At 66.4% G+C, this 20,921-nt stretch carries 15 protein-coding genes; 4 read left to right on the top strand and 11 right to left on the bottom strand.

Translation table 11 applies throughout. The annotated features are described in order from the left end of the window. Nucleotides 1–199, top strand: a 199-nt coding sequence (locus tag ACIQC0_RS05795; RefSeq protein ID WP_400533260.1) for a hypothetical protein, incomplete at its 5' end; no start/stop codon positions are given. 210 nt (nt 200–409) lie between these two features. Here the strand turns inward: ACIQC0_RS05795 and ACIQC0_RS05790 are convergent. Genes ACIQC0_RS05790 through ACIQC0_RS05780 form a run of 3 tightly spaced genes read right to left on the bottom strand, consistent with a single transcriptional unit; the run spans nt 410 to nt 8,027 of the window. Continuing rightward, nucleotides 410–4,192, bottom strand: coding sequence for a 1,4-alpha-glucan branching enzyme (locus ACIQC0_RS05790; protein ID WP_400533258.1), 3,783 nt, complete (start codon nt 4,190–4,192; stop codon nt 410–412). 2 nt (nt 4,193–4,194) lie between these two features. Further along, nucleotides 4,195–5,988, bottom strand: coding sequence for a maltose alpha-D-glucosyltransferase (gene treS, locus ACIQC0_RS05785; protein ID WP_400533256.1), 1,794 nt, complete (start codon nt 5,986–5,988; stop codon nt 4,195–4,197). Then, the gene (locus ACIQC0_RS05780; RefSeq protein ID WP_400533299.1) at nt 5,985–8,027 is read right to left on the bottom strand and encodes an alpha-1,4-glucan--maltose-1-phosphate maltosyltransferase; all 2,043 of its coding nucleotides are present in this window, start codon (nt 8,025–8,027) and stop codon (nt 5,985–5,987) included. The genes treS and ACIQC0_RS05780 overlap by 4 nt, the downstream gene beginning before the upstream one ends. A 191-nt stretch (nt 8,028–8,218) precedes the next feature. On the opposite strand from ACIQC0_RS05780, the gene glgP reads away from it, so the two are divergent. Together glgP and ACIQC0_RS05770 are read left to right on the top strand one after the other, a co-directional pair. After that, nucleotides 8,219–10,837, top strand: coding sequence for an alpha-glucan family phosphorylase (glgP, locus tag ACIQC0_RS05775; RefSeq protein ID WP_377216741.1), 2,619 nt, complete (start codon nt 8,219–8,221; stop codon nt 10,835–10,837). A gap of 33 nt (nt 10,838–10,870) precedes the next feature. Beyond that, nucleotides 10,871–12,652 (top strand): thiamine pyrophosphate-requiring protein, encoded by a 1,782-nt coding sequence (locus tag ACIQC0_RS05770; protein ID WP_400533254.1) that lies wholly within the window; start codon nt 10,871–10,873, stop codon nt 12,650–12,652. A 28-nt stretch (nt 12,653–12,680) separates the two neighbouring features. On the opposite strand, the gene ACIQC0_RS05765 is transcribed toward ACIQC0_RS05770, so the two are convergent. The 8 genes from ACIQC0_RS05765 to ACIQC0_RS05730 form a co-directional block, all read right to left on the bottom strand. Continuing rightward, nucleotides 12,681–13,037, bottom strand: coding sequence for a barstar family protein (locus ACIQC0_RS05765; RefSeq protein ID WP_377216739.1), 357 nt, complete (start codon nt 13,035–13,037; stop codon nt 12,681–12,683). Nucleotides 13,038–13,046: 9 nt separating this feature from the next. Continuing rightward, nucleotides 13,047–13,496 carry a ribonuclease domain-containing protein gene (locus tag ACIQC0_RS05760; protein ID WP_377216738.1) on the bottom strand — a complete coding sequence of 150 codons (450 nt, stop codon included), beginning with the start codon at nt 13,494–13,496 and terminating at the stop codon, nt 13,047–13,049. Nucleotides 13,497–13,508: 12 nt separating this feature from the next. Beyond that, on the bottom strand, nt 13,509–15,620 hold the full coding sequence (gene glgX, locus ACIQC0_RS05755) for a glycogen debranching protein GlgX (protein WP_400533252.1): 2,112 nt from the start codon (nt 15,618–15,620) through the stop codon (nt 13,509–13,511). Nucleotides 15,621–15,628: 8 nt separating this feature from the next. Continuing rightward, the gene (rlmB, locus tag ACIQC0_RS05750) at nt 15,629–16,618 is read right to left on the bottom strand and encodes a 23S rRNA (guanosine(2251)-2'-O)-methyltransferase RlmB (protein ID WP_400533250.1); all 990 of its coding nucleotides are present in this window, start codon (nt 16,616–16,618) and stop codon (nt 15,629–15,631) included. A 99-nt stretch (nt 16,619–16,717) separates the two neighbouring features. Next, nucleotides 16,718–18,166, bottom strand: coding sequence for a cysteine--tRNA ligase (gene cysS / locus ACIQC0_RS05745; protein WP_400533248.1), 1,449 nt, complete (start codon nt 18,164–18,166; stop codon nt 16,718–16,720). Between the two features lie 42 nt (nt 18,167–18,208). Further along, entirely contained in the window at nt 18,209–18,715 is a 507-nt protein-coding gene (ispF, locus tag ACIQC0_RS05740) for a 2-C-methyl-D-erythritol 2,4-cyclodiphosphate synthase (RefSeq protein WP_377216734.1), read from the bottom strand. A gap of 2 nt (nt 18,716–18,717) precedes the next feature. Next, nucleotides 18,718–19,500 carry a 2-C-methyl-D-erythritol 4-phosphate cytidylyltransferase gene (ispD, locus tag ACIQC0_RS05735; RefSeq protein ID WP_400533246.1) on the bottom strand — a complete coding sequence of 261 codons (783 nt, stop codon included), beginning with the start codon at nt 19,498–19,500 and terminating at the stop codon, nt 18,718–18,720. A gap of 99 nt (nt 19,501–19,599) precedes the next feature. After that, a complete protein-coding gene (locus ACIQC0_RS05730) occupies nt 19,600–20,082 on the bottom strand; it encodes a CarD family transcriptional regulator (RefSeq protein WP_011690592.1) in 483 nt (160 codons plus the stop codon). 257 nt (nt 20,083–20,339) lie between these two features. On the opposite strand from ACIQC0_RS05730, the gene ACIQC0_RS05725 reads away from it, so the two are divergent. After that, nucleotides 20,340–20,894 carry a hypothetical protein gene (locus ACIQC0_RS05725; RefSeq protein ID WP_400533244.1) on the top strand — a complete coding sequence of 185 codons (555 nt, stop codon included), beginning with the start codon at nt 20,340–20,342 and terminating at the stop codon, nt 20,892–20,894. The last annotated feature ends 27 nt before the right edge of the window (nt 20,895–20,921 follow it).

The raw sequence follows: 20,921 nt of genomic DNA, 5'->3' as shown, positions 1-20,921 counted from the left end.
CGGGGTGGCGGCACAGCAAAAACAACCAATCAATAAAACAATTGGTATCAACAAACTTGGCACACTATTGAGTTCTCAAACAACAGACACACCCGGCACCACCCAAACCAACGTTCAGGATCGCTCCGGAGCAACTTTTCAAACTTACCCGCTGGCTTCACTCTTGTCAAACCGGCGTCCGCGACTGTGCAAGCCGTGAGGCTGTGTTGTCGGTTTTTCCGTCTGACTCCGTGGAGCAGCGCGGAAATAAACTCTACCACCACTTCTGCAGAAGCGCCAACCCGGCTTCAGCCGCGCCCCTTCAACCGTTCGCCGGAGCACGAAAAAGCCCGGAATCACGCAGATTCCGGGCCCTTCGCGAAACTGGTCAGACCGGCTTGTCCTGCCACCGGGCCAGACCACCCGGGGACTATTCAGCGGTCCCCGCGTCAGCTGTCCCCGCGTCAGCGGTCCCCGCGTCAGCTGTCCCCGCGGCCGGCTTGAAGTACGCCGCTCCCAGCGGCGGAAGGGTGACGCTCAGAGTTGCCGGCTGGCCGTCCTGGCCAATCTCCTTCGCCTGCAGGTCCCCCGCGTTCAGGACACCGGAACCCCCGTACGTGGTGGAATCGGTGTTGAGAACCTCGGTCCAAGCTCCGGCGGTGGGAACGCCGAGGGTATAACCCACATGCGGAGCGCCGGAGAAGTTGATAGCGCACACCACGGGGTGACCGTCGGTGTCCCAGCGGATGAAGGACAAGACGTTCCGGTCCGCATCCCCGCCGTTGATCCACTGGAACCCGCTTGGTTCGTTGTCCTTCGCGTACAGCGCAGGCGTGGAGCGGTAGAGCTCGTTGAGGTCCTTGGTCAGCAGTTGGATGCCCTTGTGCGCCGGGATGTCCGCAAGCCACCAGTCCAGCCCGTGCTGTTCGGACCATTCGGCTTCCTGCCCGAATTCGGTTCCCATGAAGATCAGCTGCTTGCCCGGATGCGCCCACTGGTAGGCCAGGAATGCCCGCAGGTTGGCGAGCTGCTGCCAGCGGTCGCCCGGCATCTTGCGCAGCATGGAGCCCTTGCCGTGGACTACTTCATCGTGGCTGATGGGCAGCAGGAAGTTCTCCGTGAAGGCGTACACCAGCGAGAAGGTCACCGTGCCATGGTGCCACTTGCGGTTCACCGGGTCCTCGGAGGCGTACTTAAGCGAATCGTGCATCCAGCCCATGTTCCATTTCAGGCCGAAGCCCAAGCCGCCGTGGCTGGTGGGGGCGGTGACACCCGGAAACGCCGTGGATTCTTCGGCGATCATGACCGCGCCCGGGTGGGTCTTATAGACCGTGGCGTTCACTTCCTGCAGGAACGAGATGGCTTCCAGGTTCTCCCGCCCGCCGAAGCGGTTGGGCTGCCACTGGCCTTCCTCCCGGGAGTAGTCCAGGTAGAGCATGGAGGCCACGGCATCCACACGGAGGCCGTCAATGTGGAACTCGTCCAGCCAGTACAGGGCGTTGGCCACCAGGAAGTTCCGCACTTCCGTACGGCCAAAGTCGAAGATCAGCGTGCCCCAGTCGGGGTGTTCTCCCAGATTCGGATCAGCGTGCTCGTACAGGGCCTCGCCGTCGAACCTTGCCAGCGCCCATTCGTCCTTGGGGAAGTGCGCCGGCACCCAGTCCAGCAGCACGCCAATTCCGTTCTGGTGCAGGGTGTCCACCAGGTAGCGGAACTCGTCCGGATGCCCGAACCGGGAGGTCGGGGCGAAATAGGAGGTGACCTGGTACCCCCAGGAGCCGCCGAAGGGGTGCTCGGCAACGGGCATGAATTCCACGTGGGTGAATCCGAGCCACTTGACGTACTCCACCAGTTCCTTGGCGAGTTCGCGGTAGCCGAGGCCCAGGCGCCAGGACCCCAGGTGCACCTCATAGACGCTCATGGCGGAGTTGTGCGGGTCGCGCTGGGCGCGGGCCTCCATCCATGCATCGTCCTTGAAGGCGTAGGAGGGCTCCACCACCCTGGATGCGGTCAGCGGCGGGACCTCCGTGCCGAACGCGAGCGGATCGGCCTTTTCGACCCAGTGCCCGGCCCTGGTCCGGATCTCAAACTTGTAGCACGCGCCTGCTAAAACACCCGGGACGAAGATTTCCCAAACCCCGGAGGAGCCCAGTGAGCGCAAGGAATTCTCCCGGCCGTCCCAGGAGTTGAAGTCGCCCTTGACGCGGACGGCCTGCGCGTTCGGTGCCCAGACGGCGAAGGACACACCGTCCACGTCGCCGAGGGAAGACTTGTAGTGCTGCACGTGTGCGCCCAGCACCTCCCACAGTTTTTCGTGCCGGCCCTCGCCGATCAGGTGCAGGTCAACTTCTCCCACGGTTGGCAAGTACCGGTAGGGTTCGTCCACGGTGACCGGTGACGCTCCAGGATAGGTGACAGCCAGCCGGTAGTCGGGAACGTGGCCCTGCTGCAACGGCTCGAGCACAGCCACCCAGACGCCGTGCTCCTCGTGCTCCATGGGGAATTCGCCGGCCTCGGTGATGACAGTAACGGCCTCGGCCAGGTGCTTGACCGTACGGATGGTGACGTGGCCGTAGTCATCGAGGTGGGCGCCCAGGACGGAGTGCGGGGCGTGGTGCTCTCCGTTGGCGATCTTGCCCAGCGTGCCGGAATCCACGTGGAGGGGCACTCGCGGGCGTTCAGTTCGTGCGGAACCTGTCGTCATTTCGTTACCTTCCGATGCTGCTCCAGCTGGGGTGCCGGAGCCGTTACCGCTGAGGAGCCGCCTGGAGGCGTTCACGGGGATCGCCAGCCAGTCGGGCCTGTTACGCATTTCATAAACTACTTCGTACAGGGCCTTGTCCAGCCACAATGCCATAAAGAGGGGCGACTGCCGGTCCACCGGGGCGGGGGTGACCTCCGAGTACCCGGCCAGGAACGCATCGGCACAGTCGTCCACCCAGGAATCGGGTACCTTAGCGCCTTCCTGCTCGCGTCCGGCGGCACCGGCCGCGTAGTCGAAGGACCGCAGCATGCCCACCACGTCGCGCAGCGCGACATCGGGGATGTTGCGCTCTGCGATGGGCCGCATGGGTTCGCCCTCGAAGTCCAGGATCGCCCAGCGATGGCTGTTCTCGCCCGTACTTGCGCCAGGCCCGGCCACCTGGAGGATCTGGCCCAGGTGCAGGTCCCCGTGGATGCGCTGCAGCGGCCCCGGGGAGGCGCCATCGAGCCGCGCGAGCAGCGCTTCCAGGGCGTCGTCGTAAGGTCCGACGGCGGTGCGCGCTTCCGCCCATGCCTGCCGCACCCGTTGGGCTACTGCCGAGGCGATCGCCTTTCCGGTTTCGGCCTCCGACGACTGTCCGAGCGTCTCCGCAAGCCGCCGGTGGACCGTGGCCGTGGCCGCGCCCAAGGCACGGGCCTCGGCGGTGAATCCGGTGCCGGAGCGGGCGGCATCCACGGCCAGTCGCCACGCATCGCGCCCGCCGGCCAGGAATTCATGGGCCACCGCCAGTTCACCTTGTAAGTAGCGCGGGCCGCCGTCGGACCCGCCGGTACCGGAACCGCCGCCTGCCACGGCACCGTTAACGTGCTGCACCAGCCACTCACCGCGGACCCAGCCCAGCGTCGCGGGCACCTCCGATGTGCCGGCAGCCGTCAGTGCGGCTCCCACTTCAACCTCGGGGTTGGTGCCGGCGGAAAGCACCCGGAAGAACTTCACGATCGCCGCCGATTCGCCGTCGTCCACGATGACCGAACTGTTGGACTGCTCGCCGGACAGGACCTTGACCACTCCCCGCGCGGTAGGCAGCCGGTGCGTCCCGGCGACATGAAAGCCGGCGGCGCTGCCGGAGGCGGCTTTCTCCTGCCCGCGGATGAGTTCGAGGAAAGCTCCCACGAAGTCGGGGTCGTGGACGGCGTCGTAGACCCAGGGGCGGGACGGGTCGGTTCCCGCGGCCTCGCCGATCAGCGCACGTTCCATGCCCGTCGCGGGTGCCGGCCGGAAGCTCAAGGGGACCTGCACCACGGCAGTCCGCCGGTCGCCGTCGGGCGTTGGCGTGGTGATGTTCAGGAGGAAGACCGCCAGGCCCGCGTGCCTGGCGGGGTCCTCCAGGCCCACGCTGCCTGCCTGGGACATCTCGAAGTGGGGTGATTTGACCGGAAACCACCGTTGCTCCGGCAGCCACTGTTGCAGGAGCGCGGTCAGTGCGGGGGTGAGGATGGGCTGGTTCATGGTCAGTCCTCGATCGATAGGATCGGCATCGCCTGGGTGTAAGGAGATGATGGGTTGGAAGCTGCAGACCGGAGCCGCAGCCAGTAAAAATCGTGGCTGCCCAGCGTCAGTGTCAGCGTGCCGTCCCCGTTGATGGCGGGGAACGGCTGGCCCCCGAACACGTCGCGGAGGCCGCGGTCGGCGTACTCGGGGATCTCAAGCGTGGCGGCAACGGGATGCTGGGACAGGTTGAACGCGCACAGCAGGGTCTCGCCGGTCAGTCCGGCGCTGTTGCCGTCCGGCAGTTCACGGAGGTAGGCGAGGACGGCGTCGTGGTCGGCCGCCACATGCCGGAAGCTCCCCAGCCCGAAGGCCGGGTGGTTCTTGCGGACGCTGAGGATCTGCCGGGTCCAGCGGAGCAGCGAGCCTGAGTGTGCCGCCTCTGCCTCCACGTTCGCCATCCCATAGTTGTAGACGAGGGACTGAATGGGAGGAAGGTAGAGCTTGCCCGGATCAGCGCTGGAAAACCCGGCGTTGCGGTCCGGGTTCCACTGCATAGGGGTGCGGACGGCGTCCCTGTCCTCGAGCCAGATGTTGTCGCCCATGCCGATCTCGTCCCCGTAGTACAGGAACGGGCTGCCCGGCAGGGAGAGCAGCAGCGCGTTGATGAGCTCAATCTCGGCACGGGAGTTGTCCAGCAGGGGCGCAAGCCGCCGCCGGATGCCGATGTTGGCCCGCATCCTGGGATCGGGCGCGTACCAGCCAAGCATCGCCGCACGCTCGTCAGCGGTGACCATTTCAAGGGTGAGTTCGTCGTGGTTGCGCAGGAACGTGCCCCACTGCGCGCCGTCCGGGATGTCCGGAGTGTCCTCCATGGTCTCGATGATGGGGGCGGCCTTCTGGTCCCGCAGCGCGTAGTACAAGCGCGGCATGATGGGAAAGTGAAAGGCCATGTGGCATTCCGGTTCCTCCTCGGTGCCGAAGTACTCCACCACCTCGTTGGGCGGCTGGTTGGCCTCCGCGATGATTACCCGGCCGGGATACCGTTCGTCCACCATGGTGCGGAGCTGTCGGAGGAACTCGTGGGTGGCCGGCAGGTTCTCGCAGTTGGTGCCCTCCTCCTCGAACAGGTAGGGAATGGCGTCCGCCCGGAACCCGTCGATCCCCTGGTCCAGCCAGAACCGGACCACGTCGAACAGGGCCTCGATCACCTTGGGGTTTTCGAAGTTCAGGTCCGGCTGGTGGCTGAAGAACCGGTGCCAGAAGAACTGCCGCCGGATCGGGTCGAAGGTCCAGTTGGATTCCTCCGTGTCCACGAAGATGATCCGGGCTTCCTGGTACCTTTCGTCGGTGTCGCTCCATACGTAGAAGTCGCCGAACGGACCGTCCGGGTCCTTCCGAGACTCCTGGAACCAGGGGTGCTGGTCCGAGGTGTGGTTCAGCGGGAGGTCGATGATGACCCGGACACCCCGGGCGTGGGCCTCCGCCACCAGCCGCTTGAAGTCGCTGATGGTGCCGAATTCGTCCAGGACCGAGTTGTAGTCGGAGATGTCGTAGCCGCCATCCCGCAGCGGGGACTGGAAGAAGGGGGGCAGCCACAGGCAGTCGACGCCGAGCCACTGCAGGTAGTCGAGCTTGTCGATCAACCCCGAGAAATCCCCGGATCCGTCCCCGTTGGCATCCGCAAAAGCCCGGACCAGCACTTCGTAGAACACGGCTTTCCGGTACCACAGCGGGTCATGCTGAAGCCCCGGGGCGTTTAGCTCAAAGGTGTTCTTGGGAGTGAAATGGCCCGGACTTTGCGGAGTGAAATTCACTGATGCGCTCTCCTGACATGCAGGATGTGGGCCGGCTCCACGTGCGGGTCCAGCCGCACGTAGTTGTACTCGCCCCACTCCCAGCTTTCACCGGAGATGAGGTCGTCCACCCGGAAGCCTCCGTTAGCGGTGAGGTCGTCCGGGTCCAGTTCGAGCGCGGCCAGGTCCAGCGAGACGGTGCTTTCCCTGGTTCCGTGCGGGTCCACGTTGACCACCACGATGATGGTGTCCTTGGATCCGTCCGGGAGCACTTTGTGCTTGGAGTACACCACTGTGGCGCCGTCGGTGCAGTGGTGCACGGTGAGGTTCTGCAGGTCCTGCAGCGCCGGGTGGGCGTGCCGGATATGGTTCAGCCGCGTGATGTACGGGGCAAGGGTGCGTCCCGAGGCGGTTGCCGCATCCCAGTCCCGGGCCTTGTACTCGAACTTCTCGTTGTCGATGTACTCCTCCGCGCCGGGCCGGGCCACGTGCTCGTAGAGTTCGTACCCGGCGTAGACGCCCCACAGCGGGCTGGCGGTGGACGCAAGGGCTGCCCGCACCTTGAACGCCGCAGGGCCGCCGAACTGCAGGTATTCAGTAAGGATATCCGGCGTGTTCACAAAGAAGTTGGGCCGGAAGAACGCGGAGGACTCGTGGCTGACCTCCTTGAAGTACGCCTCGATCTCCGGCTTGGTGTTGCGCCAGGTGAAGTACGTGTAGGACTGCTGGAACCCCGCCCGGCCGAGTGCATGCATCATGGCGGGGCGGGTGAAGGCCTCGGCCAGGAACACCACGCCGGGTTCGGTCTTTTCGACCTCCGCGATGAGCCACTCCCAGAACCAGACGGGCTTGGTGTGCGGGTTGTCCACGCGGAAGATCCGCACGCCATGGCTGACCCAGAGCAGGACGACGCGCAGGATCTCCTGCGAGAGGCCCTCGGGGTCGTTGTCGAAGTTCAGCGGGTAGATGTCCTGGTACTTCTTCGGCGGGTTTTCGGCGTAGGCGATGCTGCCGTCTACGCGCGTGGTGAACCACTCGGGGTGCGATTCGACCCAAGGGTGGTCCGGCGCCGCCTGCAGCGCAAGGTCCAGCGCCACCTCCAAGCCGAGTTCGTTGGCGCGGGCCACGAACGCGTCGAAGTCCTCGAAGGTGCCAAGGTCCGGGTGGATGGCGTCGTGGCCGCCTTCTTTGGCGCCGATGGCCCAAGGCGAGCCCGGGTCATTAGGGCCGGCGACCAGCGTGTTGTTCGGCCCCTTGCGGTGCTGCACACCGATGGGGTGGATGGGCGGCATGTAGAGCACGTCAAAGCCCATGTCCGCCACCGCGTCGAGCCGGTGCGCGGCGGTGCGGAAGTTTCCTGACGTCCAGGCACCGGTTTCGTGGTTTTTCACGGCCCCTTCGGAACGCGGGAAGAACTCGTACCAGGCGCCCCGTCCGGCCCGGTCCCGCTCGACGCGGAGCGGGAACTTTTCCGACACCGTGACCAGCTCCCGGATGGGCTGACGCGCCACGATGTCCGCCACTCCTTGGCTGAACCCGGCGGCGAGGCGCTCCTCCGTGCTAAGCGACCGGTCCGCCAGTCTTTCGGCGACCCAGCGCAGTGTGGCACGGTCTGCCTCGGGTCGGGAGTCGTCGTCGGCCGCCTCGGAGAGCAGCGCCGCGCCCTCGTCAAGCATCAGCTCCACATCGATTTCCGCAGCGATCTTCACCTCTGCGTTGTGGTGCCACGTGCCGTAGCGGTCATGCCACGCTTCGACGGCAAAGGACCAGTCCCCCACCTCCGACGGCGTGAGGACGCCTTCCCACCGGTCCGTCCCCATGCCACGTTCCCCCCGCGGCGGTGCGAGCCGTATGCGCTGGCGTTCAGCACCGGCCGGATCGAACAGGACGGCGCTGACGCCGAGCTGGTCGTGCCCTTCCCGGAAAGCCGTGGCACCCACCACGATGCCTTCTCCGGGCAGGGCCTTCGCCGGGAACTTTCCGCCCTCCACCACAGGCTGCACGGCGGTGATCGGAAACCGACCGAACCGCAGGCTGTCCGTGATGCTGGCCCCTGACATTTTCGTTGATGCGGCACTGGCTACTGAGTTAGTCGTCACAAGCTCGACGTTAGCGAGAAACACCCAGGAATGCTAAGGATGCTCACTAATTTAATGGCCGGGCGCGTCATTTCGGGCCGGCTCCTGTCATTTACCCAAAAGAAACCCAATGCTGGTTCCGGCGGTGCACCGAGTCGGTTAGTGTGGCGCAGGTGAAGGCAATCCGCAGGTTTACGGTCCGTACAGTCCTCCCCGAACCCATCCGGCCGCTGGCCCGGCTGGCCAGCAACCTGCGGTGGTCCTGGCACCGTCCCACGCGGGAGCTCTTTGCCGGGCTGAACCCCAGGCTGTGGGAGGAAAGCGGCCAGGATCCCATCGGTTTCCTGGGCATGGTAAGCCGCGAGGAATTCCAGCAACTGGCTGCGGACCAATCTGTGGTTGAACGGGTTCACGCCGCCGAAGCCGACCTCAACCGCTACCTGCAGGAACCTCGCTGGTACCAGGGCCTGGGCCCTGACGCCCCAGCGGCGATCGCCTACTTCTCCCCGGAGTTCGGCATCACCGAGGTACTTCCCCAGTACTCCGGCGGCCTCGGCATCCTGGCCGGCGACCACCTCAAGGCAGCCTCAGACCTTGGCGTCCCCCTGATCGGCGTGGGCCTGCTCTACCAAGCCGGCTACTTCAAGCAGTCCCTGTCCAGGGACGCCTGGCAGCAGGAAACCTATCCCGTGCTGGACCCTGACGGGCTACCGCTGACGCTGCTCCGCGAGCCCTCCCCGGACGGCAACGGAAAGCCACTACAGGTCACGCTGCCGCTCCCCAACGGCCGGCGCCTGCTCGCGCACATCTGGCGCGCCGACGTCGGACGCGTCCCGCTGCTGCTCCTGGACTCCAACGTTCCGGGCAACGACGACGCCGCCCGCAGCATCACGGACCGGCTGTACGGCGGCGGCGGCGACCACCGCCTCCAGCAGGAACTGCTCCTCGGCATGGGCGGGGTGAAGGCGCTGCGCGCGTTCCAGCAGCTCACCGGCACCGCAGCGCCCGAAGTTTTCCACACCAACGAGGGCCACGCCGGCTTCCTGGGGATCGAGCGGATCCAGGAGCTCATGTCCGGGGACCAGAAACTCACCTTCGACGAGGCCCTGGCGGCAGGCCGCGCCTCCACCGTCTTCACCACCCACACCCCGGTGCCGGCAGGCATCGACCGCTTCGAAATCACCCAGATCAACCACTTCTTCCAGGCCGGGCTTGCCCCGGACGTGCCCGTGGACCGGATCCTGGAACTGGGGCGGGAAAACTACGCGGACGGCAATCCGTCCGTCTTCAACATGGCCGTCATGGGGCTGCGGCTGGCGCAGCGGGCCAACGGTGTTGCCAAGCTCCACGGCGAAGTCTCGCGCGGAATGTTCGCGGCGCTCTGGCCGGGTTTCGACCACTCGGAGGTGCCCATCACGTCCGTGACCAACGGCGTGCACGTGCCCACCTGGGTGGACAGCAGGATTTCGAAGCTGGCCCGCGACCAGTTCGGCAGCGAGGCCGAGGCCAACGGCCGCTGGGACCTGGCGTACAACGTCAGCGACGCGGATGTATGGGCGCTGCGGCGCGAGCTGCGCTCGGCGCTGGTGGACGATGTCCGCCGCCGCCTGCGCGCGGCGTGGAAGAAGCGCGGGGCTGCTGACGCCGAGCTGGCCTGGACGGACACCGTGCTGGACCCCGATATCCTCACCATCGGCTTCGCCCGCCGCGTGCCCACATACAAGCGGCTCACGCTGATGCTGCGGGAGCCGGAACGGCTGAAGGCACTTCTCCTGCACAAGGAACACCCCATCCAGCTGGTGATCGCGGGCAAGTCCCACCCGGCGGACGATGCCGGCAAGAAGATGATCCAGGACCTGGTCCGCTTCACCGACGACCCCGAGGTCCGGCACCGGATCGTGTTCCTTCCCAACTACGACATCGCCATGGCGCGCACTCTCTTCCCGGGCTGCGATGTGTGGCTGAACAACCCGCTGCGACCGCTGGAGGCCTGCGGCACATCCGGCATGAAGGCCGCCCTGAACGGTTCGCTGAACCTTTCAGTCCTGGACGGCTGGTGGGACGAGATGTACGACGGCGAGAACGGCTGGGCGATTCCCACCGCCAACAATGACGCCTCGCCGGAGGAACGCGACGACATCGAGGCGGCCGCACTCTACGAACTGCTGGAGACGCAGGTTGCCCCGCGGTTCTACGGCAGCACGGTTTCCGAGGGGGCCGGTGCTGCGGGACCGTCGACGTCGGAGGCTGAGAAGGTGCCCACGCACTGGGTGTCGATGATCAAGCACACCCTCTCGCACCTGGGCCCGGCCGTTTCCGCTGAGCGCATGCTGCGCGACTACGTGAACGTCCTGTACCGGCCGGCGGCCGAGGCGGGCCGCAGCGCGGTGGCTAATTCCTTCTCGCAGGCGCGCGCCCTGGCCGCGTGGAGCGCCGTGGTCCGGGCGGCATGGCCGCAGGTGCACGTGGAACACGTGGACTCGGTGGGCGTCTCGGAGGACCCGCAGATCGGCGACACCCTTCAGGTCAACGCCTATGTGGGCCTGCACAGCCTTACCCCGGCCGATGTGTCCGTCGAAGTGGCGTACGGCCGTGCACAGGAGAACGACACCCTGACCGACATCACCGTTATGGAACTCAAAGCACAGGAGGACCTCGGCAGCGGACGCCACCTGTTCAGCGGCTCCCTGGTGATCGACCGCTCAGGCCCGTTCGGCTACACCGTCCGCGTCCTGCCCCGCCACGACGCCCTGGCATCCAAAGCCGAACTGGGCCTGATCGTCAACGCATAACGGGCAGGACCCAAACCGCTGCAGGAGGATCCCGTGAACGACCGAACCGTGGCAGACCTGATCGTGGACCGGCTCACAACGTGGGGTGTCAATCGTGTGTTCGGGTACAGCGGGGATGGAATCAACGGGTTCATGGGAGCCCTCCGTCGGGCAGAGGGACGCATTGACTTCGTGCAGGCACGGCACGAAGAGACGGCGGCTTTCATGGCTGTCGGCCATGCCAAGTACACCGGCGGGGTCGGTGTGGTCACTTCGACGCAAGGCCCGGGCGCCGTCCACCTCCTCAACGGTCTCTACGACGCCAAGCTCGACGGCGTTCCGGTGGTGGCCATCGTGGGACAGCAGAGCCGGACGGTCCTGGGCTCCGCCTACATGCAGGAAATTGAGCTGACCGTCCTGTTCAAGGACGTGGCAGCCCAGTTCGTACAGCAGGTTAACGCGCCCGAACAGCTTCCCATGGTGCTGGACCGCGCCTTCCGCACGGCCAAGGCAACCTCCTCGCCGTGTGTAGTGATCCTGCCGCACGACATCCAGTCGGCGCCGGCACCGGAGCTGGGACACGAACACGGCGTGGTGGTCACCGCACCGACGTGGAGCACGTCCGCCAAGACACCCCACGGGGAAGACCTGGACGCCGCTGCCGCCATCCTTAACAGTGCGCAGCGGGTGGCGCTCCTCGTGGGCCAGGGCGCGAGGCACGCCGGCGCGGAAGTGGTGGCCGTGGCGGAGCAGTTGGGGGCGGGCATTGCCACCAGCCTTCTGGGGAAGCCGTATGTGGATGAGTCCCTGCCGTTCGCCGTGGGGACCATGGGACACCTGGGCACAACCGCCAGCGCCCATTTGCTGGGCAACTGCGATGCGCTGCTGATCATCGGTTCCAATGACCCCTGGACCGAGTTCTATCCCCCGCCAGGGGCCGCCCGAGCCGTCCAGATCGATATCGACGAACGGAAGATCGGCAACCGCTACCCCGTGGAAGTGGGACTGGCAGGAGACGCCGCACGTTCCCTTCAGGCCCTTGCTTCCCGGCTCAACCCGCGGCCAGGCGGGCAATGGCGGGCCGACGTCGAGCAGGAAGTCCTGCGGTGGCGGGCACTGGCCGGGGAGCGCGCAGCAGTGCCGGCCGTGCCCGTTAACCCGGAACGGGTGGTGCGCGAACTCAACGGCCGGCTTCCCGCCAACGCCCAGGTGAGCGTCGACGTCGGCAGTTGCGTTTACTGGTACGCCCGCCAACTGGTCCTTCCGCCAGGGGTGCCTGCGCACCTTTCGGGGACGCTGGCCAGCATGGGCTGCTCCATCCCCTACGGCATTGCCGCCAAGCTTGCCCGCCCCGACCGGCCGCTGGTGGCGCTGTCCGGGGACGGAGCCATGCAGATGTTGGGGATTGCTGAGCTGGTGACGGTGGCCCATCGCTGGCGGCAGTGGCAGGACCCCCGGTTCATTGTGTGCGTCTTCAACAACCGTGAGCTGGCGGAAGTTACCTGGGAGCAGCGGGAGTCCGAGGGCGAGCCGCGGTTCGGCGCCAGCCAGGAGCTCCCCGATTTTCCGTTTGCCGACTACGCCGGGCTCCTGGGGCTCTCGGGCATCCGGGTGGAGGATCCTGAGCTGCTCGGTGATGCTTGGGAGCGGGCATTCGCGGCGGACCGCCCGGTGGTGATCGAAGTGCTGACCGACCCCGAAGTTCCCCTCCTGCCGCCTTTTCCTGCAGGCCGCACGAAGGCGAAAAGCATGCGCGAGGCGCTCGCCGAGGAGGCAAACAGCGGCCGGGCGCTCAATCTGCTGGGCACCTACGCCGGGCACGAGGAAGGCCCCTAGGGATTCCGGTTGTTGTCAGGGCATGCTGTCAGAGCATGACAGCGGTGACTGCGAGGTCCTTGCCGGCGTAGCTTTCCGCGTCCTGCAGGACCTCGCAGAGCACGCCGAAGGAACGGTCGGCGCGGAACGGCGCCGCCACAAGCCACAGCACTGTGACGGGTGCGCCGCCATTCTCCGTGAGGGCGTCGGCGAAGTCGTGGAGGGAGTCGTTCAGCGCGTCGAGGTTGACGCCGTAGTGCTCGGGGAAGTCAAGGACCTCGCCGAACGTTTCCAGCACCGCTTTCTTGCTGTCCGCTGCCGGTACCACCAGGCTGCGGCGGCCGGCGTCCGCAGCCTGGTCCTGCAGCTCTTCAAGGGTCCAGGTGTCGCCGGAGTAGATCTTCATTGCTGTGGTTCAGCTGCCTTCCGCTATGAATCTGAATGACTCGTAATGATCGTCGGTGTAGTACTTGTCGCCGTCCTCGCCGGCCACGATGCGCCGCGCGCCGCGGTCCGTTTCGCCGGGCGTCCGCACCGTGTATTCACGGTAGTAGCCCGGTTCCCGGCGCGGGAGAATGCGCTCGAAGTTGCCGAACGTTCCACCGTCCTGGCTGTAGCGGTACGGCCCGCCCTGCCGGATCTGCGCCAGGACCTCCCGGCCCTCCAGGGGCAGCGCGGCCTCGCGGATCTCCGGCAGCCCTGCAGGATTGGCGACGCCGGCCGGTGCCTGCGCGCCTGCAGGGGCTGCCGCCGTCGGACTTTCCATAGCGCTTCCCAGGAAGCCCGGGAGTCCGGTGCCGCCCAGGGCGAGGAACAAAACCACGACGGCGGCGAGCAGCACGGGAACGATGGAACGGTTGCGCATGGGTCCCCGGGGCTATGTGCGGTAGATGTTGACGGCGAACGCCTCAAGCAGGTCCCGTTCGCCTGAGGCAACCCTGCTCCCCTGCCGCAGCTCGTGCAGTGGGGAGGTGGTAAGCCGCAGTTCGAACATCCGCCGGGATGCAGCGTCTCCGGGAATCGCCGGAAGCGCGAACTGGACGTCCTCGGTGCCGCCATTGACCACAACGAGGCCGGCGAGGCCTCCTTCGTCCGATCCCACCAGGAGCTGCACTACGCGGTTGGTGGGGTCGTTCCAGCGCTCCATGGACATGGGCTTCCCGTCCTGGCCGAACCAGTGAAGGTAGGACTGCTCGTCGCGGACCGGGAAGTCGTGCGGCTGGGCGGCCAGGAATTCCTTCCGCAGCCGGATATAGCGCTTGGTGCTGCGCAGCATTTCGTGGGACTCCGGGGTCCGGGTCCAGTCCAGCCAGGCGATCGGATTGTCTTGGCAGTAGGCGTTGTTGTTCCCGTGCTGGGTTCGGGCCAGCTCGTCCCCGGCAGTGATCATGGGCACGCCCAGGGAGATCAGCAGGGTGGCCATCAGGTTTCGGCGGGACTGGGCGCGCCGGGCCAGGATCTCGCCCACCTCGGTAGGGCCTTCCACACCGTGATTGTAGCTGCGGTTATCCCCGTGGCCGTCGCGGTTCTGCTCGCCGTTGGCCTCGTTGTGCTTGCGGTCGAAGGACACGAGGTCGTTCAGGGTGAAGCCGTCGTGCGCCGTGATGAAATTGACGGAGGCCAGCCGGGAGCGGCCCGAATGCTGGAACAGCGCAGCGGAACCGGACAATGAATCTGCCAGCCGGGCGATGGACCCGCCCTGACCGCCGGACTCCAGGGCGGCGCGGTCCGAGAGCCAGAAGGAACGCACCGAATCCCTGAAGTGGTCGTTCCAGTCGACCCAGCCGCCGGGGAACCGGCCGGTCTGCCAGCCGCCGTGGCCCACGTCCCACGGCTCGGCGATCAGCTTGACGTCGGAGAGTACCGGATCGGCGGCGATGGCCACCAGGAAGGGGTGCCGCGGATCAAAGTCGTTCGCGGCGTTGCGGCAAAGGGTGACGGCCAGGTCGAAGCGGAAACCGTCTATGTGGAACTCGTCCACCCAGTAGCGCAGCGAGTCCAGCACCATCTGGACCACCCGGGGCTCGCCGAAGTTCAGGCTGTTGCCGCAGCCGGTGGTATCCACGTACCGGCCGTGGCCATCGGTGCGGTAGTACGTGTCCTCACCCAGGCCACGGAAGCTGAGCATGGTCCCGTCCGGGCCGCCCTCGGCGGTGTGGTTGTAGACCACGTCCAGGATCACTTCGATGCCGGCTGCGTGCAGCAGCTTGACCATGCCCTTGAACTCGTCCTGCACGGCCTGCGGCCCGGCGTCCTGGGCAGCCTGGGTGGCGTATGCCGGGTGCGGGGCGAAGAAGGCGGCCGTGTTGTAGCCCCAGTAGTTGGTCAGGCCCAGGTCCTGCAGGTGAGGCTCATCCAGGTGGAAATGCACTGGAAGCAGCTGCACCGACGTGATGCCCAGCGCTTTCAGGTGCTCCACGACGGCGGGGTGCGCCATGCCGGCGTACGTGCCGCGGAATTCCTCCGGAACGTCCGGGTGCAGCATGCTTTGGCCGCGGACATGCGCCTCGTAGATGATCGTGTCTCGCCACTTGATCCGCAGCCGGTCGTCGCCGCCCCAGTCGAAATCGCCCGCCATCCGCACGCTGGTCAGGAAGCCGTCCCGCTGGTCCACAGCGCGGCCGTACGGGTCCAGCAGCAGCGGCTGCCCGCCGTCGTCGTCAACATCGCGGGTGGGTACCGCAACCGGCAGCGACTCCTGCGCCGCGGCCTTCCGGAACCCGTAGCGGGAACCGTACGGCAGGTCTTCCACGATCCCGTGGTGGACGCCGTGCGTAACGTTGGGCAGCGCCTGGACCCTCCAGTCCCCGCCCGGAGCGATGTAGACGATCTCCAGGCTGTCGAGCCCCGGTGCATAGCAGGCGACGTTCGCCCTGCCGCCCGCGTGGTGCCGGGTCCCGCCCGAATCCCCGCGCGGCACCGTCACCCCGAGGGGCGACGCCGTGGAGGAGTCGATGGTGGAGGCGGTGTCGAAGAGCGGCATGACCATGGGGCCTGCTAAGTGGTGGCGCGCTGGCGGGACACCTCGTACAGCGAGATGCCCACCGCCATCGATGCGTTCAGCGACTCCATGGCGGAATCGATGGGGATCGAGACGATCTGGTCGCAGTTCTCCCGCACCAGCCGGCTGAGGCCCTTGCCCTCGGACCCCACCACGATGCATACCGGCTCGGCGGCCAGTGTGAGGTCGGGCAGCGAGACGTCACCGTCACCGTCCAGGCCCAGGACGTAGATGCCCATGCCCTTGAACTGCTTCAGGGCGTTGTTGAGGTTGGAAGCGCGGGCCACGGGCACGCGGACTGCGGCGCCGGCGCTTGTCTTCCAGGCCGAAGCGGTCACGCCCACGGAGCGGCGCTCCGGAACGATCACGCCGTGGCCGCTGAAAGCGGACACTGAGCGGATGATGGCGCCGAGGTTCCGCGGGTCGGTGATGCCGTCGAGGGCCACGAAGAGCGGGGCGTTGGCGATGTGCCCCTTCTTCCATTTCTCCACCGTGTCCTCGGCGAGCTCGTAGGCGTCCTGATAGTCGTACGGCGGAATCTGCAGGACCAGTCCCTGGTGGACGGCGTCTTCGGTCATCCGGTCCAGCTCCGGCTTGCCCGTTTCCAAGAGCGGGATGCCGCGTTCGGCCGCGAGCTTCAGGGATTCCTTGACCCGGTCATCCATTTCGATCCGGATGGCCACGTGGAGGGCTTTCGCCGGGATGCCGGCGCGCAGCGCCTCCACGACCGAGTTGCGGCCCGTGACCATTTCCTCCGTGGCGCGGCCCTTGGGGCCGGACTTCGAGGCGCCGGCGCTGCGTGCACCGGTGCCGCGCTTGGCTGCCGAGCGCTCGGCCAGCTGCTTGGCCTTGTGCGCCTTGTGGTAGGGGCGGTCCTCCGCCTTGGGCGTGGGGCCTTTGCCCTCCAGGGCCTTGCGGCCATGACCACCGGTTCCGATGGTTGGGCCCTTCTTCGCTTTAACCGATCGGCGACCATTGTTGGCCATGTGTTCCACCCTTGATTGTGATGACTGAGTCTGCCTACAAGTCTACGCAACCATGTGAAATCGCCGGATCGCGTGGACTTGCGGGCAGGAAAACGCGCCTCAGTCCCGCTTCAGGCTCCACGTGGCGCCGTCCGGACCGTCCTCAACCACGACGCCGGCCTGGTTCAGTGTGTCGCGGATGGCATCCGAGGCAGACCAGTCCTTGGCGGCGCGCGCCTGGGCGCGGGCGGTCAGCTGGGCTTCCACCAGGACATCCAGTGCGGCAGCTTCGGGGCCGCCGCCCGAGGGGCCTGTTGCGGCAGCGTCCAGGCCGAGCACGCGGGTCATGGCCCGCACCTGGTGGAGCGCCGCGCCGGCGTCCTCCAACCGGCCCTCGGTCAGGGCAGTATTGCCGGACCGCACAGTGTCATGGAGTACGGCAAGGGCCTGGGGGACGTTAAGGTCGTCGTCCATGGCGCGTTCAAACGGTAAGGGAACCTGGGCGGCGCCGGGCTCCGCGCCGGGCGGCAGGGCTCGGACGGCGCGGTTGATGAAACCGTCGATGCGTTCGACGGCGGCCGCGGCCTCCTGCAGCGATGTGGGCCGGTAGTCCAGCACGGAGCGGTAATGCGCCTGGCCGAGGTAGTAACGGACCACCCGGGGCGGCGCCAGTTCCAGCATTTCTGCGGGGCTGATGGTGTTGCCGATGGACTTTGACATCTTCTCGCCCTGGTAGGTCACCATGCCGTTGTGCATCCAGAAGCTGGCGAACGGGTGTCCGGCTGCCTGGGACTGGGCCATCTCGTTCTCGTGGTGCGGGAACCGCAAGTCCAGCCCGCCCCCATGGATGTCGAATTCGGTGCCGAGATATTTGGTGACCATGGCGGAGCACTCCAGGTGCCAGCCCGGCCGCCCGGTGCCCCACGGGGAATCCCAGCCCGCCGTCGTCGGTTCCCCCTCCTTGTGGCCCTTCCAGAGCGCGAAGTCCCGCGGGTCCTTCTTGCCCCGGGGATCGGCGTCCGGGGCCGCCTGCATGTCGTCGATGTTCTGGCGCGTCAGCGACCCGTACTTGGCCCAGGAGCGGACGTCGAAGTAAACGTCCCCGGACCCGTCCGTCGCCGGGTAGGCGTGGCCCCGGTCGATCAGCTGCCCGATCAGGGCGTGCATTTCCGGGATGTGGCCGGTGGCGCGCGGCTCGTAGGTGGGCCGGGAGACACCCAGCGTGTCGTAGGCCTTGAGGAATTCCTGCTCGTAGCGGTACGCCAGCGCCCACCATTCCTCCTCCCGGACAGTGTCCGGGCCCGCCTCGAAAGCCGGGCTGAAGGATTCGGCCGACTTTGCCAGGATCTTGTCGTCAATGTCGGTGACGTTCCGTACCACGGTGACGCGCAGGCCGTGGTACTGCAGCCAGCGGGTGAGCTGGTCGAAGGCAATGGCGGAGCGGATATGGCCCACGTGCGGCATTCCCTGCACCGTGGCCCCGCAGTAGTAGAGGCTGGCCTTGCCGGGAACGAGGGGGACGAAGTTCCGGACTTCGGCGGAGGCAGTGTCATAGAAGCGCAGGGTCACCGCTCCAGATTAGCCGATGGGGCCATGGGAACCCCCGGTGGCCTACGGCTCCGTGGGACCTGCGGCGGCTGCCGGATAGACGAGAGCCGTGGCGACGGCGGAAATGCCCTCTCCCCTGCCGGTGAAGCCCAGGCCGTCGCTGGTGGTCGCTGTCACGCTGACGTCCGCTCCCGCGGCTTCGCTGAGCACCCGGCGGGCTTCTTCCCGGCGGGGACCGAACTTGGGCCGGTTGGCCACCAGCTGCACGGAGACGTTGCCGATCTCGAATCCGGCGGCCCGGACAATCCGCGCCGCCTCTGCCAGGAGGGTGGTACCGGACGCGCCCGCGAACTCGGGCCGGTCCGTGCCGAAGTGCGTGCCCAGGTCTCCTATCCCGGCGGCGGAAAAGAGGGCGTCGGCCGCCGCGTGCGCGACGGCATCCCCGTCCGAGTGCCCGGCCAGACCCCGTTCCCCTTCCCACTGCAGCCCCGCAAGCCACAACGGGCGGGGGGCTTCGTCCGGGGCGAAGGCATGGACGTCGACGCCGATTCCGGTGCGCGGCAACACCACGGCTATCCCTCCACCCAACGCGCGCCGAGGGGACCTTCCAGCAGGCCTTCGGCGAAGATCAGGTCCAGAGGAGTGGTGATCTTGAGGGACTGGATGGAGCCCCGGACTGCGTGTACCGGAGTACCGGTCATCTCCACGAGCATCGCGTCGTCCGTGACCGCCGCCGCCTGCTCCGGTTCCAGGTCCCGGGCCGCACGGTGTGCGTGACGGAGGGTTTCCACCCGGAAGCCCTGTGGGGTCTGGACGGCGCGCAGCTCTTCGCGGGGGGCGGTGCCGGTGACCAATTCGGGTGCTACCGCAGCGTCCGGCCCCTGTGTGGGCGCCACGGTCTTGACCGTATCCACTACTGCGACGGCCGGAATCACGGCTTCGGCGCCGGCAGCCAGAGCGTCGGCCACACGGTGGAAGACGGCCTCCGGGGTCAACGCCCGCGCCGCGTCGTGGACCAGGACAGCTTCGATTCCGTCCATCAGGGCCTCGAAGCCGGCCCGGACGGAATCAGCCCTGGTGGCGCCGCCGTCGACAACGCTCAGTAGCGGGCCGCCGTCGGCCAGTTCCTCCTGGAAATCCGCGCAAAGCTTCCGCAGCGCGTCATCCCCGGCTGGAAGCACAACGCAGACCTGGCTGGCCGTACCGGACGAAACAATGCCGCGCAGGGCATGCATCAGGATGGGCTCCCCGCCCAGGGGCACAGAGGCCTTGGGCATGCCGTAGCCGAGCCGTTGTCCGGAACCTGCGGCCACGAGAATCACCGCTGTGACCAAGCGGCTGGGTGTTTCAGTCATGGGCACAAGCCTACGTCGCCGGTAGGCGCGCAGGCCGGACCGGACGGAATTGGGCAAAAAGAAGCCCCGGCGGCACCGCGTGCCGCCGGGGTTCGATTCTTAGGAAGCCAGGACCTCGTCGAGAACGCTTGCAGCCTTCTCCTCGTCGGTCTTCTCGGCCAGCGCCAGTTCTGAAATCAGAATCTGCCGTGCCTTGGCCAGCATTCGCTTCTCGCCTGCGGAAAGGCCCCGGTCGTGATCACGGCGCCACAGGTCGCGGACAACCTCAGCCACCTTGATGACGTCACCGGAAGCAAGCTTCTCCAGATTTGCCTTGTACCGGCGCGACCAGTTGGTGGGCTCTTCGGTGAACTCGGCGCGGAGGACGTCGAATACGTGCTCCAAACCTTCCTTGCCCACTACGTCCCGAACCCCAACAAGGTCAACGTTTTCTGCTGGAACTTCAATGGTCAGATCACCCTGAGCCACCTTGAGCTTGAGATACATTTTCTCTTCGCCCTTGATGGTGCGCATCTTGATTTCCTCAATCTTCGCAGCACCGTGGTGAGGGTAAACTACTGTCTCGCCGACCTCAAATACCATGTGGACATTTCCCCTTTCCCGCAGACCAGTTTATCACGATTAAGGCATATGCCCGGCCTGGCGAGGGCCCTGGAACCGCGAAAATACGCGGAAATTGGGCACAATCCGCACCCTCAACCCCCTTGACGAACGCGGATAATAGTGCATGCGGCGGGTGCTGCCAAGGAGGATGTGACGGTCCCGAATCCTTGATTCTACGGGTTTGCCGATAGGCTATGCGTGATTAATGTTCCAACCCCTCACAAGGAGTACGTGACGTGCGTTTCACTGCGACGAACCGGGCCCAGCGCGGCAAACTGGCATTGACGGCTGCCGCCATCGGCATGGGCCTGCTGACTGCAGGCTGCAGCTACATCACGCCCCAGCAGACCACCCACCAGTACTCCTCCTCGGACGGTATCCGCACTGACCTGGGCCCGCTGAAACTGCGGAACATCCTGGTCGTCTCCGCGGGCGAGGACCAGCCGGGCCGGCTGATCGGCGCCGTGTACAACAATTCGTCCAAGGATGTCACGCTGAAGATCAGCGGCGCCGAGGGTTCCGAGGCCGAAGTTCCCGTCAAGGCCAACTCCTACACGCTGCTGAACGACACCACCGACGAAGTCGTCCTGGACACCACCGGCGGGAAGCCGGGGTCCCTGGTGGACATGGAAGTCAGCGAAGACGGCACCAACGTGAGCAACACCGTCAAGGTGCCGGTGCTGGACGCCACCCTGAACGAGTACAAGGAGTACCTGCCTGCCGGCAGCGAACCGGCCGAGTCAGCTGAACCCACCGCTTCGCCGTCCGAGAGCGCTTCCACGGGCCACTAAACACAATTGCTGAGGCGCAGACAAGGA

The organism is Pseudarthrobacter sp. NPDC092419 (genome assembly GCF_044755045.1).
Taxonomy (GTDB): Bacteria; Actinomycetota; Actinomycetes; order Actinomycetales; family Micrococcaceae; genus Arthrobacter.
This window is presented reverse-complemented; position numbering and strand designations above follow the sequence as displayed.